The following is a 12686-nucleotide window of genomic DNA, read 5'->3' on the forward strand; positions in this document are numbered from 1 at the left end:
CCCCCGGAGCTGCCCCGGGGGCCGGCTCCGCCGCGGTCGCCACCGTCGCCGCGGCGGCCGTCGGCGCGGTGGCGGCCGGCAGTGCTCCCGCCAGGACCCCGGTGGCCGGTCGCAGGCCCGTCCGGCCTGCGGAGAAAAGGTTCTGAGAGACCGTCATGAGTGAGCCTCCCGCTGGCCCCGGGCGCCCTGCCCGGCACCGGAGAGACTCTTCCGGCCGGGCCGGCCGGGCGCCTCCCGCGGGTCCCGCTCCCTCCCGGGAGGAAACGCGGGCGCTCGGGAGCGGTGGGTGCCGAAGCGGGCCGCCGCCCCGGCGGGGGCGGCGGCCCGGCGGCCCGGCCCGGGAGGGTGGCGCGGGTCAGCGCGGGTGGACCTCCAGGAAGGTCCGGACGGCGGACTCCAGCGCGCCCTCGATCCAGGCCGGCTTCAGGCTGGTGTGCTCACCCGCGAAGTGCACCCGACCCTCCACCGTGCGGCTGGCGGGGTGCAGTTCGTGCAGCTGGCCGGGCGTGAAGATGACCGCCTCGCCGAGGGCGTAGCGGGCCCGCGCCCAGGACTGGGTGGCGCCGACCCCGGTGAACTCGCTGCGGACGACCGGGCCGAACATCCGCTCCATGTCGTCGAGCGCGAAGGCGTACCGCTCGCCCGGGGTGAGCGAGTCCCAGCGCATCGCGTCGTCCGACCAGCTGTAGGAGGCCAGCACCACACCGCCCGCCGACCCCTCGGGGGAGTGCGACGGGAAGTAGGTGAACCGGCTCGCGCTGTCGGAGACGCAGCCGCCACCGGTGAAGCCGTTCGGCCCCTGCTCCCAGAATCGGGTCTTGAACTCCAGCAGCACCTTGGTCGCCGAGTCGTAGTGCAGCTCGTTGACAGCCCGGCGCTTCGGGTACGACATCAGCGGCTCGACCGAGCAGAAGCGCAGCGCGCTGAACGGGACGGTGACGATCGCGTAGTCGCCCTCGAAGGACTCGGTGGGTGCGATCGGCGCCCCGTCGAAGGACTCCTCGTCGCCGCTCTCGGCGGTGGTGTCGATCCGCACCCCGGTGTCGGTCTGGACGAGCCGGGTCATCCGCCGGCCCATCCGGATGTCGTTGCGCAGCGGCGCGGCCATCGCCTCGGTCAGCTGGTCGGTGCCGCCCTCCAGCTCCCAGTAGCGGTTGGTGGGCTTGATCGCCGCGTGGTCGATGAGGGTCGGGATGAGCGAGTAGTGCAGCCGGGAGGTGAGGTTCTCCAGGGTGCCGGCCGCCTGGATCTGCGCCAGGTCCCAGCCCGCCTCCTCGACCAGGTACCGGTGGGTGGAGTGGTCGTCGTACTTCTGGAAGATCGTGGCCCAGGCGTCGATCTGGTCGTTGATGTCGGCGTCGGGGGACACCGTCACAGGCTTCAGCGCCTCGGTGACGGCGTCCGACATGGTCCGGCCGCCCGAGTTCACACCGAAGGTCTTGTGCAGCTTGTCCGGTGCGTCGGCGTAGGCGTTCCGGCTGGTGGTCGTCCCGTTGACCCGGATCAGGCGCTTGCCGTCCAGCTTCGGCGCCTTGAAGCTGAAGTCGTCCGGGCGGTTCGACCAGGTCTCCCCGGTGAAGGAGCGGTACACCACCGGCGGCACCGAGCCGGTGGGCTCGGCGCCGGGCGCGACGTCGGCGTTGTAGAACAGCCGGCGCTTGAGCCCGAGCTTGTCGGCCAAGGCGCGGACCAGGGGGTGGAAGTCCGGCAGCCGCATCGCACCGGCCTCCGCGTACAGCGCCTTGTCCTGGAAGGTCCGGAAGGTCTTGACCCGGCCGCCGACCCGGCTGGCGTTGGCCTCGATGATCACCACCTCGTGCCCGGCCTGCTTGAGCAGCGTCGCGGCGGCCAGCCCGGCCACCCCGGCGCCGACGATCAGGATCTTCTTCTGCCGGGCGCGCGCGGGGAGTTGGCCGTCGATGAGGATCCGCAGGTACTGCAGGGTGAGGTCCTCGCCGTTCTCCCCGACCAGCAGCATCTTGCGGGCGAGGTCGCGGCTCAGCTCCGGGTCGATGCCGCGGCCCTTGGGCGCCGTGCGCGGTGCGCCGACGGCGGGGCTGCCGGTGAGGGCGACGCCGCCGGCGACGGCGGCCGCCGCGGCGGCGGACCCGAGGAAGGTACGACGGAAGAGCCCTGAGGGGTTGGTCCGTGCGGAAGCGGTCGAATTGTCACGCGGGTCGGGCATCAATGCTCCTGAATCGGAATTCGCATACGTCGGACCCAACGCCAACTGGAGCGAGTTGATCAGGGGCACGCGTCGACCTGCGGGTTCACCCGGCCGGGTGAGCGGTGGCGGTCACCGTCGACGGACTGGTGAACGGTCGTACCCGCGCAGGGGTGAACACATCCGGGGCGCCGACGCGGGCACAGGTGGCCGGAGGCGGGCAGCCCGGTGATGGTGCGGCGCCGACGCGGTCAGGCGGGGTCGGGGTCGGGGTCGTGGGCGAGGTCGGTCGGGGGCGGGCGCAGGCCCCGGGCGCGGTGGCGGTCGGGCCGGCCGGCAGGGGGCCGGACGGCGGGGCCGCCCGGGCCGCCGTCACCGGGCGGGTCGGGCTCGGCTCAGCCGCTCCAGTCGGCCCGGCGGCCGAGGTGGTTGAGCAGCGCGTCGGCCTCGTCCGCGCCGGCGGCCGGTTCGATCGGCGAGGCGTAGACGTAGCCACGGAGCGGCTCGACCACGTCGTCGGTGACCGGGCGCAGGGCCTTCGCCAGCGCGGGCGTCAAGGGGGAGGGCCGGCCGGTCGCGACGGCGATGTCCCAGGCGTGTACCGCGGCGTCCAGCGCCGCCGCCGCCACCGCGCGGGCTGCGGGCAGGGTGTACGGCGGGAGCGGGACGGGGACCTGGTCATCGGCGGGGTCGACGGCGGCGAAGGCCGCGGCCGAGGCGGCCAGCGCCGCCTCGAGCAACTCGGCCGGGCTCCCCTCGATGATGCCGGACAGGTCGAACGGGTCGTGGTCCGGCCCGGGGCCGCCGGTGAGCCTGGCGGCGTACGCCAGTTGGTCGGCGGCGACGTGCTGCAGGACTTGCGCGACCGTCCAACGCCCGGCGGGCGTCGGCCGCTGCCAGCCGTCGGAGGGGACTCCCGCGACGGCGGTGCGCAGAGCCTGATGGGCCTGGTCGAGGACGGGCCAGGGGGATGCACTCATGGTCGGGAGCGTAGTGCCGGGGGCGGCGCCGGGTCGGCGTCTGCGCGGACCCGGCCACCGGGCCGGACCTGCCCGGCCGCTCCGTCCGTCCGGCCCCGCCCGAGCCCCGCCCGTCCTGCCCGTCCGTCCGGCCCCGCCCGTCCTGCCCGTCCGTTCGGCGCCGGCGTTCGGCCGGTTCAGCCGAGTGCGGGCAGGGCGATCCAGTCCGCCCAGGTGATGTCGCGGCCGATGTACCGGGGACTCTTCAGCGGCCAGTCGGCCGAGATCCAGGCCGGCACCAGCGCGTCCAGGGCCGCCTCGACCTCGCCTCCGGCCAGCTCGTCCACCACCCACCAGCAGATCTCGGCGTCGGCACCGGGCTTCTCCGGCGGGTCGATGTAGACGCAGCCCAGCAGGGCGGACTCGGCAGTGTCGAACAGCGCGTAGTTGAAGGACTGGTGGGCCTCGATCTCCCGCTCGTGCCGGGCCAGGTCCACGCGGTCCTGCTCGTGGGTCATGCCGACGGGCGGCCACCCCCAGGCCTCGCCGTACAGCGACCAGAGCCGCTCGCGCGAGCCCATCACGGCCGGGAGGTCGAGGTCGACGTCCGACTCCTTGATCGGACGCAGGTGGAACCCGGCGAGGACCTCGACGTGGACGGGATGGACGAAATCTTCGGGTAGCCAGCTCATCCCCCGGACGCTACACATCCGGCGCCGCCCGGCCCAGCGAATATTCGGGTGCCCGGACGCGCGAGAGCCCCCGCCGGGCGGCGGGGGCTCTCGCGCGAATCACGGGTCGCGGTTACTCGGTGACCGGCGCCGGGGCCACCGGCCCGGCCGGTGAGGTCGCCGGGGAGGTCGCCTGGGTGCTGCCGGCCGCGGGCCCGCGGCCGCGGCGGTCCAGCGAGGCGAGATAGTCGTTGTAGGCGTTCAGCTCGGCGTCGCCGTTGCGCTCCTCGGCCCGGTCGCGCCGGCGTGCCTGGCGCTCCTCGGACTTCATCCACTGGAAGACCAGCGCGATCAGCACGATCGCGGTCGGGATCTCGCCGAACGCCCAGGTGATCCCGCCGGCGAGCTTCTGGTCCTCCAGCAGGTCGGTGCCGGCCGGGGCGCCCGCCGTGGTGAAGGTGGTCACCAGCGGGTGGCCCGCCATCATCACCGCCACGCCGAAGAAGGCGTGGAACGGCATGCCCATGAACAGCTCGATGATCCGCAGGACATGGCCCGGCCGGTGCGGCCCCGGGTCCACGCCCATGATCGGCCAGAAGAAGAGCAGGCCGGCCGCCAGGAAGTGCACCATCATCCCGATGTGCCCGAGGCGGTACTGCATCAGGAAGTCGAACAGCGAGGTGAAGTAGAGGCCGTAGAGGCTGGCGATGAACAGCGGGATGGTGAACGCCGGGTGCGAGATCACCTTGACGTACCGGCTGTGCAGCAGTGCGACCAGCAGCTCGCGCGGGCCGCGCGGGCGGCCCTTGCCGGCCGGGCGCAGAGCGCGCAGGGCGAGCGTGATCGGGGCGCCGAGCAGCAGCAGGATCGGGACCAGCATGGAGAGCACCATGTGCTGGATCATGTGGGCGCTGAACAGCACCATGCCGTAGTCGTTCAGGCCGGTGCAGGTCACCAGGACGACCCCGCCGACCCCGGCCAGCCAGCCGACGCTCCGGCCGACCGGCCAGCGGTCGCCGCGCCGAAGCAGCCGGACCACACCCGCGGCGTACAGGGCGACGCCGGTCAGCGCGGCGATCAGGAACACCCAGTCGGGGGACCAGGTGAGCGCCGAGGAGAGGGAGAAGGGGTCCAGCACCCCCATGCCCCCGTGGTGCATCCCTGCCATTCCGTCGTCGCCCATCGGCGGGTCCTGCTTTCCTTCGACGCGGCCCGCACGGGTCCGGTTCGTCCGTTTTGCTTCGGCATACAGCCTAGGCGTGGCTTACACCCGGCCCGCACCCGCCCCCGGCACGGCGTGCCGGGCGACGGGCGGACCGGGTGGACGGACCGGGCAGGCGGCCGGTGGACGGCCGGTGGACGACCGGGCCGCACGCCCTGCGGACCGCCCGCGGCCGGCTCAGCCGATCTCGTAGTCGAACCAGATCCGGTGGGTGCCGTCCGCCTCGACCGTGAGCCCGCCGCCGCCGGTGATCCCGGCCAGCTCCCCGGTACCGCTGGAGGGCACCAGGACGAAGAACTCGTTGTTGCGGTCGGTGCCGCCGGTGGTGGCCGAGTGGGCGAAGTTGAAGGCGCCGTGCCGGCCGTTCAGCGAGCCCTCGAAGGACTCCATGGCCAGGTAGGTGCCGACCCCGGTCGTCTGGTCGAAGGCGGCGGTGAACAGCGTCGCCGAACGGCCGTCGACCTCGCCCTCGAACTGCTTCTCCATCGTCGCGACCCCCACCGGCACGCCGGTGGGCACGGCGGGGGAGGGCACCAGCTCGGTCGGGACGAAGCTCTTCACGCTGAACGTTCCTGAGGCTCTCATGGCGCCGATCGTACGGTCGGGGTCCGACAGTCGGGCCCGCCGCCGGACATCGGGCGTGCCGCCCGGCTGCTGCCGGGCCCGCCACCCCGGACGCGCCCGCCATCTTGGACGCGCCCGCCATCTTGGACGCGCCCGCCATCTTGGACGCGCCCGCCATCTTGGACGCGCCCGCCACCCCGGACGCGGGCGCGGCCGTCCGGATGCGGCCCCGGGCAGTGGGGTGCGAGGCTCGGTCGGGGCGGCCGGCGCCCACCGGGGCCGACGGCCCCATCCACGCCGGGGAGCCGCTCCGAACAGACGGCGGCCGGTCCGCGGCCGACCAGCCCGAGCCAGGGAGGCCCCATGAACCGTCCGCTGCTGCGACTGACCGGCGCCGCCACCGCCCTCTACGGCCTCGCCGTGACCCGCCGGCCCGCCCTGCTGGCGAGGCCGTCCGGGCTGACCGGCCCGGACGGCGAGGTGCCGCCGGCGGTGGCCGCCTGCGTCCGGCCGCTCGCGTTCCGGGACGCAGCCTGCGGCCTCGCGATGCTGCTGGCCCCGGACGACCACAGCCTGCGCACCGCGACGCTGATCCGGATCGCCTCCGACTTCGGTGACGCGGCGCTGCTCGCCACCGCCCTGCCCCGGCGCCGGCACCGGGCGATGGCCGTCGTGCTCTCGGTCGGCTGGGGCGCCCTGTCGGTCGCCGGTCTCCTGCGGCCGGACGACCCCGCCGACCCGTCCTAGCGGCCCGGCCGCGCGCAGCGGTCGGGACTACGCGCGGGCCGGGCCGCTGGTCCGGGCGACAAGGGCTACCGGACGGTCGCGGGGACGCGGGTTCCCGTCGTCGGCGAGCGCCTCACGCAGCTGCGCCGGGGTCAGGGCGGTGCGGAGCGGCGAAGGTCACTGAAGACCTCTTCCCAGGGGGCAGGATCGTTTCCCGTGCGAGGCTTCCTGCCGGAGCCTGTGCTGTCGCTTCGGCAGGGTGGCCGCGCCGTCCTACAGTTGTGCGTGGTCGGCCGGCTGCCGCACGGTGCCGGTGTCGAAGTAGTGTGGATGCACCCACCCGTGTCGGACGGCGTAACCGCCGAGCTGCATCCGGGTCCGAACTCCGGCTATGTCCATGAGGTGGCGCAGGCGTCGGTGCAGCGTGCGCGGTGAAAGACCGAGCTGTGTCGCGGCCGTCGGGTCGGTCAGGCCGGCCAGCAGGAGCGCGAGGATCTTTCGGTCCAGGTCGGTCGGGCCTTGCGCACCGAGTTCGACGGTGGTTTCGGCCTCTCCGCCGGTGACCGACAGCTCCAGCGGGTGGGCGGTGTGCCATACCGTCTCGAACAGCGCGTCCAACGCGTCCAACAGGCCGCTGCGGTGCAACAGCACGGCGCCCGGCTCGCCGTCCGGTGTGACCGCGAACGGGACCAGGCCGAGGTCGGCGTCGGCCAGTACGAGCTTCATCGGCAGCTGGTCGGCAACTCGCAACTGCACGCCGTTGCGCAGTGAATCGATCGCATCGTCGATGATGCCCGGCTCCGCGAGCACGGCCCGGTCCAGTACCGCCCGGAACTGCACGCCGCGGCCGATGGCCACGGGCTCGGCCGTGTTCTCGTCGGGCGGCAGGGCGACGAAGGGTGCGGTGATGAAGCTGCGGACCTGCGTGCGGGCTGCCTGCTGCACCTGGAGGAAGCGATGGCGGATGGCGTCGACGCCCGTGACCACCTCGATCAGATCGCTGATGCTGTTCCCGGTCATCGCCGCCCGGTGTTCCTCGGCGAAGGTCACCAGGGCATGCTCGGCCATGCGCAGTCCGTCTCGGCGCTGGCCGATGAGGGCGCCGAGCGCCATCGCCGGCGGCGCGGCGGTGAACCGTTCATCCGTCGACCTGGTCACCAGTCCCCATCCGACCAGGCGGGACAGTGCCTGGTCCACGTCGGCCGGTGAGAGAACGAGCAGATCCGACAGTGACGTCGCGGTGGAGTGCGGCCGTCCGAGCAGCGCTCGGTAGACGCGCTCGTCATCGGCTTCGAGGCCCAGAACATCCAGCATCGGCGACCGACTCTCTTCTGCTTGCAGCGGGAAGAGTATGCGCCATGGTGGCAGGCCCTGAACAGTCCCTACTGGGGGCAGGCGGGAGGGGAAGAGCCCCGGGGAGTTGCCTCCCCGGGGCTCGACAGTGTGGGTCATCGCAGGCCGTACGCCCGGATGATCTCGTTCTTGACGCTGAAACCGCTGTTCGTCTCGGCGCTCGCGCGGACCGAGATGAAGCCGCCGGGCTTCTTGGCCGTCCTGAACGAACCCGTCCAGTAGCCGTCGGCGCCCTTGGCCAGGGTCACCTTCTGCCAGGTGGCGCCGTCGTCGTACGAGACGTCCAGCTTCACCGTGGTGACGGTGCCCGGCACGGTGCCGAGGTCCATTGACACCGGCTTGAGTGCGATCTGCTGGGTCGCGTTGGCCTTGACGTCGCCGTGCAGGTCCGACTCCAGCTTGTAGTCCAGGTTCAGGACCGAGAACGGCTTGAAGTCGTCCGAGTCGACGGTGTCGGACATGAACGTCCACTCGGTGTGGGTGCGCGTCGACAACCGGAAGGCTTCACCGGGCCGTTCCGCGTCGAGGACGGCCCGGTAGGGCAGGTTGCCCGCAGGGACCTCGACCCACTGCATGTCCGTGCTGTTCGGGTTGTCGTGGATCAGCGTGTCGCCCTGGAAGACCTGCAGGTGGGTCGGCGTCTCACCCCATTGCAGGAATCCGCCCAGCCGCATGTTGTCGCTGGCGGAGGCCCATGCCTGCACGTTCCAGGTCATGTAGTTCTGCCAGCGGGAGTTGTACACGCCGAAGGCCTCGCCCTGGCCGGGCCTGATCGCCGGAGCGAACCAGGCCAGACGGGTGGCGCTGCCCTTGGCGTACGTGTTGTCGCCCGACACCATCACCCACGGCGAGTTCCCGTCGACGCCCTGCGCGTGGAACTCCCTCCATACCTGGCCCGGGGTCACCCATTCGGTGCGGGTGCCCGGATGCCACTCACGATCGGGGAAGTTGAACGACGGGCTGAGGGTGAAGTCGGACCGGTAGCCTTCCGCCGACCCGCCGTCCGTGGCCGAGTAGTAGCGGGCATCGATCCGGGCGAGGTCACCCTCGGCCGGCTTGTAGACCAGGGCCCGGTCCGGCACCTGGCCGGGGTAGTCCCGGGTCAGGTCGTAGACGAAGGACGTGTACTCGGTCTGCTTCGCGGTCAGCATGAGGTGGCCGGCCCTGGCCATGGCGATGAGGCTCTTGCCCGCGTCGCGGTGCACGGTGGCGACCGGGATGGTCGACTCGCCGACGTACTCCATCAGGGCGCCCACCCCGTCGTTGACCACGATCAGCGCCTTCGCACCGGCCGCGACCGCGGCCTCGGTGCGCTCCTGCGGCGGGACCGCGTCGCTGCGCTCGATGACGACGACCTTGCCCTTTGCCTTGACCTTCTCGTAATCGGCAGCCGCGCCGCTGCCCGCGTAGACGGCCTTCAGCGTGTCCGTGGCGGTGCCCAGGGCGCTGCCTGCCTGCACCAGCGTCTCGAAGCGGAGCCGGTCTCCCGGCGTGCTCAGACCGAGTAGCGGCTCACCCTTGCGCCAGCGGGTGATCAGCATGAACTCGCCCTGTGTCATCGGCTCCGTCGGCGCGACGTAGACGTCGTCGTACGACGCCGGCAGCACGTATGCGCTGCGATAGTCCATGAACGGGTCGAGGCCCTTGTAGTGGACGTTGAAGTCGACCTTGCGCTGGCGGTCCTCGGTGCGCTGCGGCGCCTCGGTCTGCAGCAAGCGCGCCTTGCTCGCGTCGAGCACCACGTCGGCGGAGCCTTCCTTGAGCACGGTCTCCGGGTCGACCAGCACGGCCAGACCCGAGCGGTCCGCCTGCTCGCCGGCCACGTCGAGGTACGCCGCGACGGTGTACCGGCCCGGTGCCATGCGCATGGTGGTCGAGCCGTCGACGTAGACCGACCACGGCCAGAGGTCGCCGGCCAGGTTGATCGCTACCTGCCCGGCGGCGGGCTTGCCGTCGCGGCCGACCAGCTTGATGTTCAGGTCGTAGCGCTCCTCCTCCTTGACGAGCGCCACGGAGGTGCGGGTCACCGGCTTCCCCGTGGCCGCGTCGGCGGCTATGACGTAGCCGACGTGCCGGCCTGCCGAGGTGGTTCGCGGGTCACCGGTCACCGGGACGGCGGTGGCGCCGCCCGCCGGGACGGTCACGGTGGTGGCTCCCAGCGTGAACGAGCCGTCGTCGTTGGTCAGGGTCAGGGTCAGCGTGACGTCGGCGGAACCGGAGTTGGTGAAGGTCAGGTCCTTCGTGACGGCGACGTCGCTCGGCTCGTGCGGCCACGTGTAGTTGCCGAAGAAGAGGGATCCGGTCCCGCGGACCGTGGTGCGCACCGCGGCGGCCACGTCGAGACGGCCGGTGCCGACGTCGTACGGCGAGTACCCGCCGTCCAGACCCTTCGCGGTGCTCATCAGGTGTTCCTTGAGCTGCGCGCCGGTCCAGTCCGGGTGCTGCTGGGCCAGGATCGCTGCCGCGCCGACCACGTGCGGGGTGGCCATCGAGGTGCCGCTGATGGTGCGGTAGAGGCCCTGGCCGCCGTCGGTCATCTCCTGTGAGCGGGCCGCGGTGATGTCCACGCCGGGCGCCGCGATGTCCGGCTTCATGCCGCCGGAGTAGGCCAGCGGGCCGGTGCTGGAGAAGGACGCGAGCCGGTCCTGCTTGTCCGTGGCGGCCACGGTCAGCGCCGAGGCGGCCGCGCCCGGAGAGGAGATGCTCTCCGGACCCGCGTTACCGGCGGCGATGACGAACAGCGTGCCGTACTGCGCGGACAGCGCGTCGACCGTCTGCGACATCGGGTCGCTGCCGTCCGTCGGGTAGGAGTCGCCGAGGCTCATGTTGACGACGTCCGCACCGGACTCGGCGGCCCACTGCATACCGGCCATGACCCAGGAGTCCTGGCCGTAGCCCTCCGCGCCGCCGAGCACCTTGCCGACGATCAGGTCGGCGCCGGGGGCGACGCCCTTGTAGTCGCCGCCGGAGGCCGCGCCCGAGCCGACGATCGTGCTCGCCACATGCGTGCCGTGCCCGTTGAGGTCGGAGAAGGCCTCACCCGGCACGAAGCTGACCGTGCCGTCGATCCGGCCGGCGAAGTCGGGGTGGTTGACGTCGATGCCGGTGTCGAGCAGCGCGACCTTGACACCCTTGCCGGTGTACCCGGCCGCCCAGGCCTCGGGCGCGCCGATCAGCGGCACGCTCTCCTTCAGGCTGGCCTTCACCCGCCCGTCGAGCCACAGCTTCGCCACACCCGCGCCCAACGTCGCGCTGCCCTGCGGCGCGACGGTGTTCCAGAAGGCGCGGGCCTCGCGCTTCTCGGTGCTGAGCGCGGCACCGCGGATGCCCTTGAGGTCGCGGGTCAGCTTGCTGCCGCGGGGGGCCGCAGGCTCGACGGCCGAGCGGGACGTCGGCTGGGTGTACGTCGCGATCAGCGGTACCGCGGCCGACTTCGCGTCGTCGTAGCCCATCTCGATCAGGTCGCTGACGTTGAACAGCCGCCGGTCCAGCTTGTCCGCTCCCAGCAGCGGCGCCGCCTCGTCCGGGATGACGAACAGGTCACCCTTGACCTCCTGGATCTTTACGCCGCCGACGGCGCTGTCCGGCCGGTCGACCTGGGCGGTCTGCTTGCCGTCGGCCATCGCGGTGACGGTGACGACGTCGCCGGTGACCAGGGTGACCTTGTGGGTCGCCGATGGCTTGGCGGGAACGGCGGGCCTGCTCGGAGCGGCGTGTGCGGGCGTTGGCAGAACCGCGAGTCCCGACGCCAGCAGCGGCACCGCGGTGGCGGCCGAGATCAGTTGCCGGCGCCTGCGGCGGAAGGCGGAAGATAGTGAAGGGGAGAACATGCCATGGGTCTATCGGCCGGTAACGCCGACGTGAATGCCTGACGAAGGCAAGTCCTTGCCATGGCACGGACTTGTCAGCCGTGAACCTCGCGAATCCAGGCAAAGTCACACATTCGCGCGTGGGTATTGAGTCAGCGGTTTCAGCGCGAAGCTCTTGGCGTCCGCTCGCCGCCCAGTGACGGCCTTGACTCCACCAGGCCCAGTCCGGAGCGTGATCAATGCAGTCGGTTCGGCGTCGGTGTGGCCTCCGGGCCGACCGAACGCCGGCGTGGCGCGACGTGAACTCAAGCCCGGTGAGATGGAGTTGATTCGGCTGTCTCCGCGGTCGGGACTACGGCCCCTAACCGGAGCACCTACGCGGGCCCTCTCTGTCCGCCCGGACCGCACAACGTCTGCATACCGACTCGGGTGCACAACGAGAGCCTCGACGCGATGCCGCTCGATGCCAACTGGGCACCTCGGCGGGTCGGCTGACGAATAATCCGCTGGTGCCGTGGCCGGACAGGTTCACCGGGGTCTCGTGGTCTGCGGGTGCGCGAGTCACCGTTGCTCCCCGGTTTCGGTTGGGCGCAGGGCTGAACGACCTCGTTTGCATGGTGGTAATCGACTTGCTGCCCGCCCCGGCGGGCGGGCAGGGTCTGGATCATGCTTGAACTACGCACCTTGGAATCGGACGACTGGCCCCTTTGGCGGGAGTTGCGACTGGCTGCGCTTGCTGAGGCGCCCTACGCGTTCGGATCGACACTGGCCCAGTGGCAGGGATCCGGCGACCGGGAGGAACGCTGGCGTGCCCGCCTGTCCGTTCCCGGCGCGCACGATCTCGTCGCGCTCCTCGACGGCCTTCCGGTGGGCATGGCCAGCGGAGTGCCCGGCGAGGGAGCGGAGAAGGTGGAGTTGATCTCGATGTGGGTCAACCCCACGGCTCGGGGCAAGGGTGTGGGTGACTGCCTGATCCAGGCGGTCGAGCGGTGGGCGGTGGAGCGCGGTGCCACGACGCTGCGGTTGTCCGTCATGCCGGACAACCGCAAGGCAACCGCGCTCTATGAGCGGCGCGGTTTCACGGACACGGGTGAGCCCGGCGATCTTCTGCCCGATGGCGTCGGCCGGGAGCGGGTCATGGCGAAGAGGCTGGCCGCTGTCTGATCTCCACATCCGGGCACGGCGGGATCCCTCACTTGGTCAGGCTGCGGCAGCGAG

9 protein-coding genes are annotated in these 12686 nt (G+C 71.9%); 2 read left to right on the top strand and 7 right to left on the bottom strand.

What is annotated here, in order from left to right; translation table 11 throughout:
- Positions 1–355: 355 nt before the first annotated feature.
- The 5 genes from OG689_RS34200 to OG689_RS34220 form a co-directional block, all read right to left on the bottom strand.
- Entirely contained in the window at positions 356–2185 is a 1830-nt protein-coding gene (locus tag OG689_RS34200; RefSeq protein ID WP_266324814.1) for an FAD-dependent oxidoreductase, read from the bottom strand.
- A gap of 374 nt (positions 2186–2559) precedes the next feature.
- Positions 2560–3144, bottom strand: coding sequence for a TIGR03086 family metal-binding protein (locus OG689_RS34205; protein WP_266324815.1), 585 nt, complete (start codon positions 3142–3144; stop codon positions 2560–2562).
- 176 nt (positions 3145–3320) lie between these two features.
- Complete coding sequence (locus OG689_RS34210; protein WP_266324817.1) at positions 3321–3815, bottom strand: N-acetyltransferase; 495 nt, start codon at positions 3813–3815, stop codon at positions 3321–3323.
- A gap of 112 nt (positions 3816–3927) precedes the next feature.
- Positions 3928–4953: a cytochrome c oxidase assembly protein gene (locus OG689_RS34215; RefSeq protein ID WP_266327642.1), complete on the bottom strand. Its 1026-nt coding sequence runs from the start codon at positions 4951–4953 to the stop codon at positions 3928–3930.
- 240 nt (positions 4954–5193) lie between these two features.
- Positions 5194–5601, bottom strand: coding sequence for a DUF3224 domain-containing protein (locus OG689_RS34220; protein ID WP_266324819.1), 408 nt, complete (start codon positions 5599–5601; stop codon positions 5194–5196).
- 342 nt (positions 5602–5943) lie between these two features.
- Between OG689_RS34220 and OG689_RS34225 the strand changes: the two genes are divergently transcribed.
- Complete coding sequence (locus OG689_RS34225; protein ID WP_266324821.1) at positions 5944–6327, top strand: hypothetical protein; 384 nt, start codon at positions 5944–5946, stop codon at positions 6325–6327.
- 252 nt (positions 6328–6579) lie between these two features.
- On the opposite strand, the gene OG689_RS34230 is transcribed toward OG689_RS34225, so the two are convergent.
- Entirely contained in the window at positions 6580–7758 is a 1179-nt protein-coding gene (locus tag OG689_RS34230; protein ID WP_266324823.1) for a helix-turn-helix domain-containing protein, read from the bottom strand.
- Entirely contained in the window at positions 7755–11489 is a 3735-nt protein-coding gene (locus tag OG689_RS34235) for a S8 family serine peptidase (protein ID WP_266324825.1), read from the bottom strand. The genes OG689_RS34230 and OG689_RS34235 overlap by 4 nt, the downstream gene beginning before the upstream one ends.
- Before the next feature lie 645 nt (positions 11490–12134).
- Here OG689_RS34235 and OG689_RS34240 point away from each other — a divergent pair.
- Complete coding sequence (locus tag OG689_RS34240; RefSeq protein WP_266324827.1) at positions 12135–12632, top strand: GNAT family N-acetyltransferase; 498 nt, start codon at positions 12135–12137, stop codon at positions 12630–12632.
- The last annotated feature ends 54 nt before the right edge of the window (positions 12633–12686 follow it).

It is taken from the genome of Kitasatospora sp. NBC_00240, assembly GCF_026342405.1.
In the GTDB taxonomy this organism is placed as follows: domain Bacteria; phylum Actinomycetota; class Actinomycetes; order Streptomycetales; family Streptomycetaceae; genus Kitasatospora.

Excerpts from the sequence above, each read along its gene's own strand:
- OG689_RS34215 (WP_266327642.1), bottom strand. The coding sequence starts at position 4,953 with ATGCACCACGGGGGCATGGGGGTGCTGGACCCCTTCTCCCTCTCCTCG.
- OG689_RS34230 (WP_266324823.1), bottom strand. The coding sequence starts at position 7,758 with ATGACCCACACTGTCGAGCCCCGGGGAGGCAACTCCCCGGGGCTCTTC.
- OG689_RS34220 (WP_266324819.1), bottom strand. The coding sequence starts at position 5,601 with ATGAGAGCCTCAGGAACGTTCAGCGTGAAGAGCTTCGTCCCGACCGAG.
- OG689_RS34205 (WP_266324815.1), bottom strand. The coding sequence starts at position 3,144 with ATGAGTGCATCCCCCTGGCCCGTCCTCGACCAGGCCCATCAGGCTCTG.
- OG689_RS34210 (WP_266324817.1), bottom strand. The coding sequence starts at position 3,815 with ATGAGCTGGCTACCCGAAGATTTCGTCCATCCCGTCCACGTCGAGGTC.
- OG689_RS34235 (WP_266324825.1), bottom strand. The coding sequence starts at position 11,489 with ATGTTCTCCCCTTCACTATCTTCCGCCTTCCGCCGCAGGCGCCGGCAA.
- OG689_RS34240 (WP_266324827.1), top strand. The coding sequence starts at position 12,135 with ATGCTTGAACTACGCACCTTGGAATCGGACGACTGGCCCCTTTGGCGG.
- OG689_RS34225 (WP_266324821.1), top strand. The coding sequence starts at position 5,944 with ATGAACCGTCCGCTGCTGCGACTGACCGGCGCCGCCACCGCCCTCTAC.
- OG689_RS34200 (WP_266324814.1), bottom strand. The coding sequence starts at position 2,185 with ATGCCCGACCCGCGTGACAATTCGACCGCTTCCGCACGGACCAACCCC.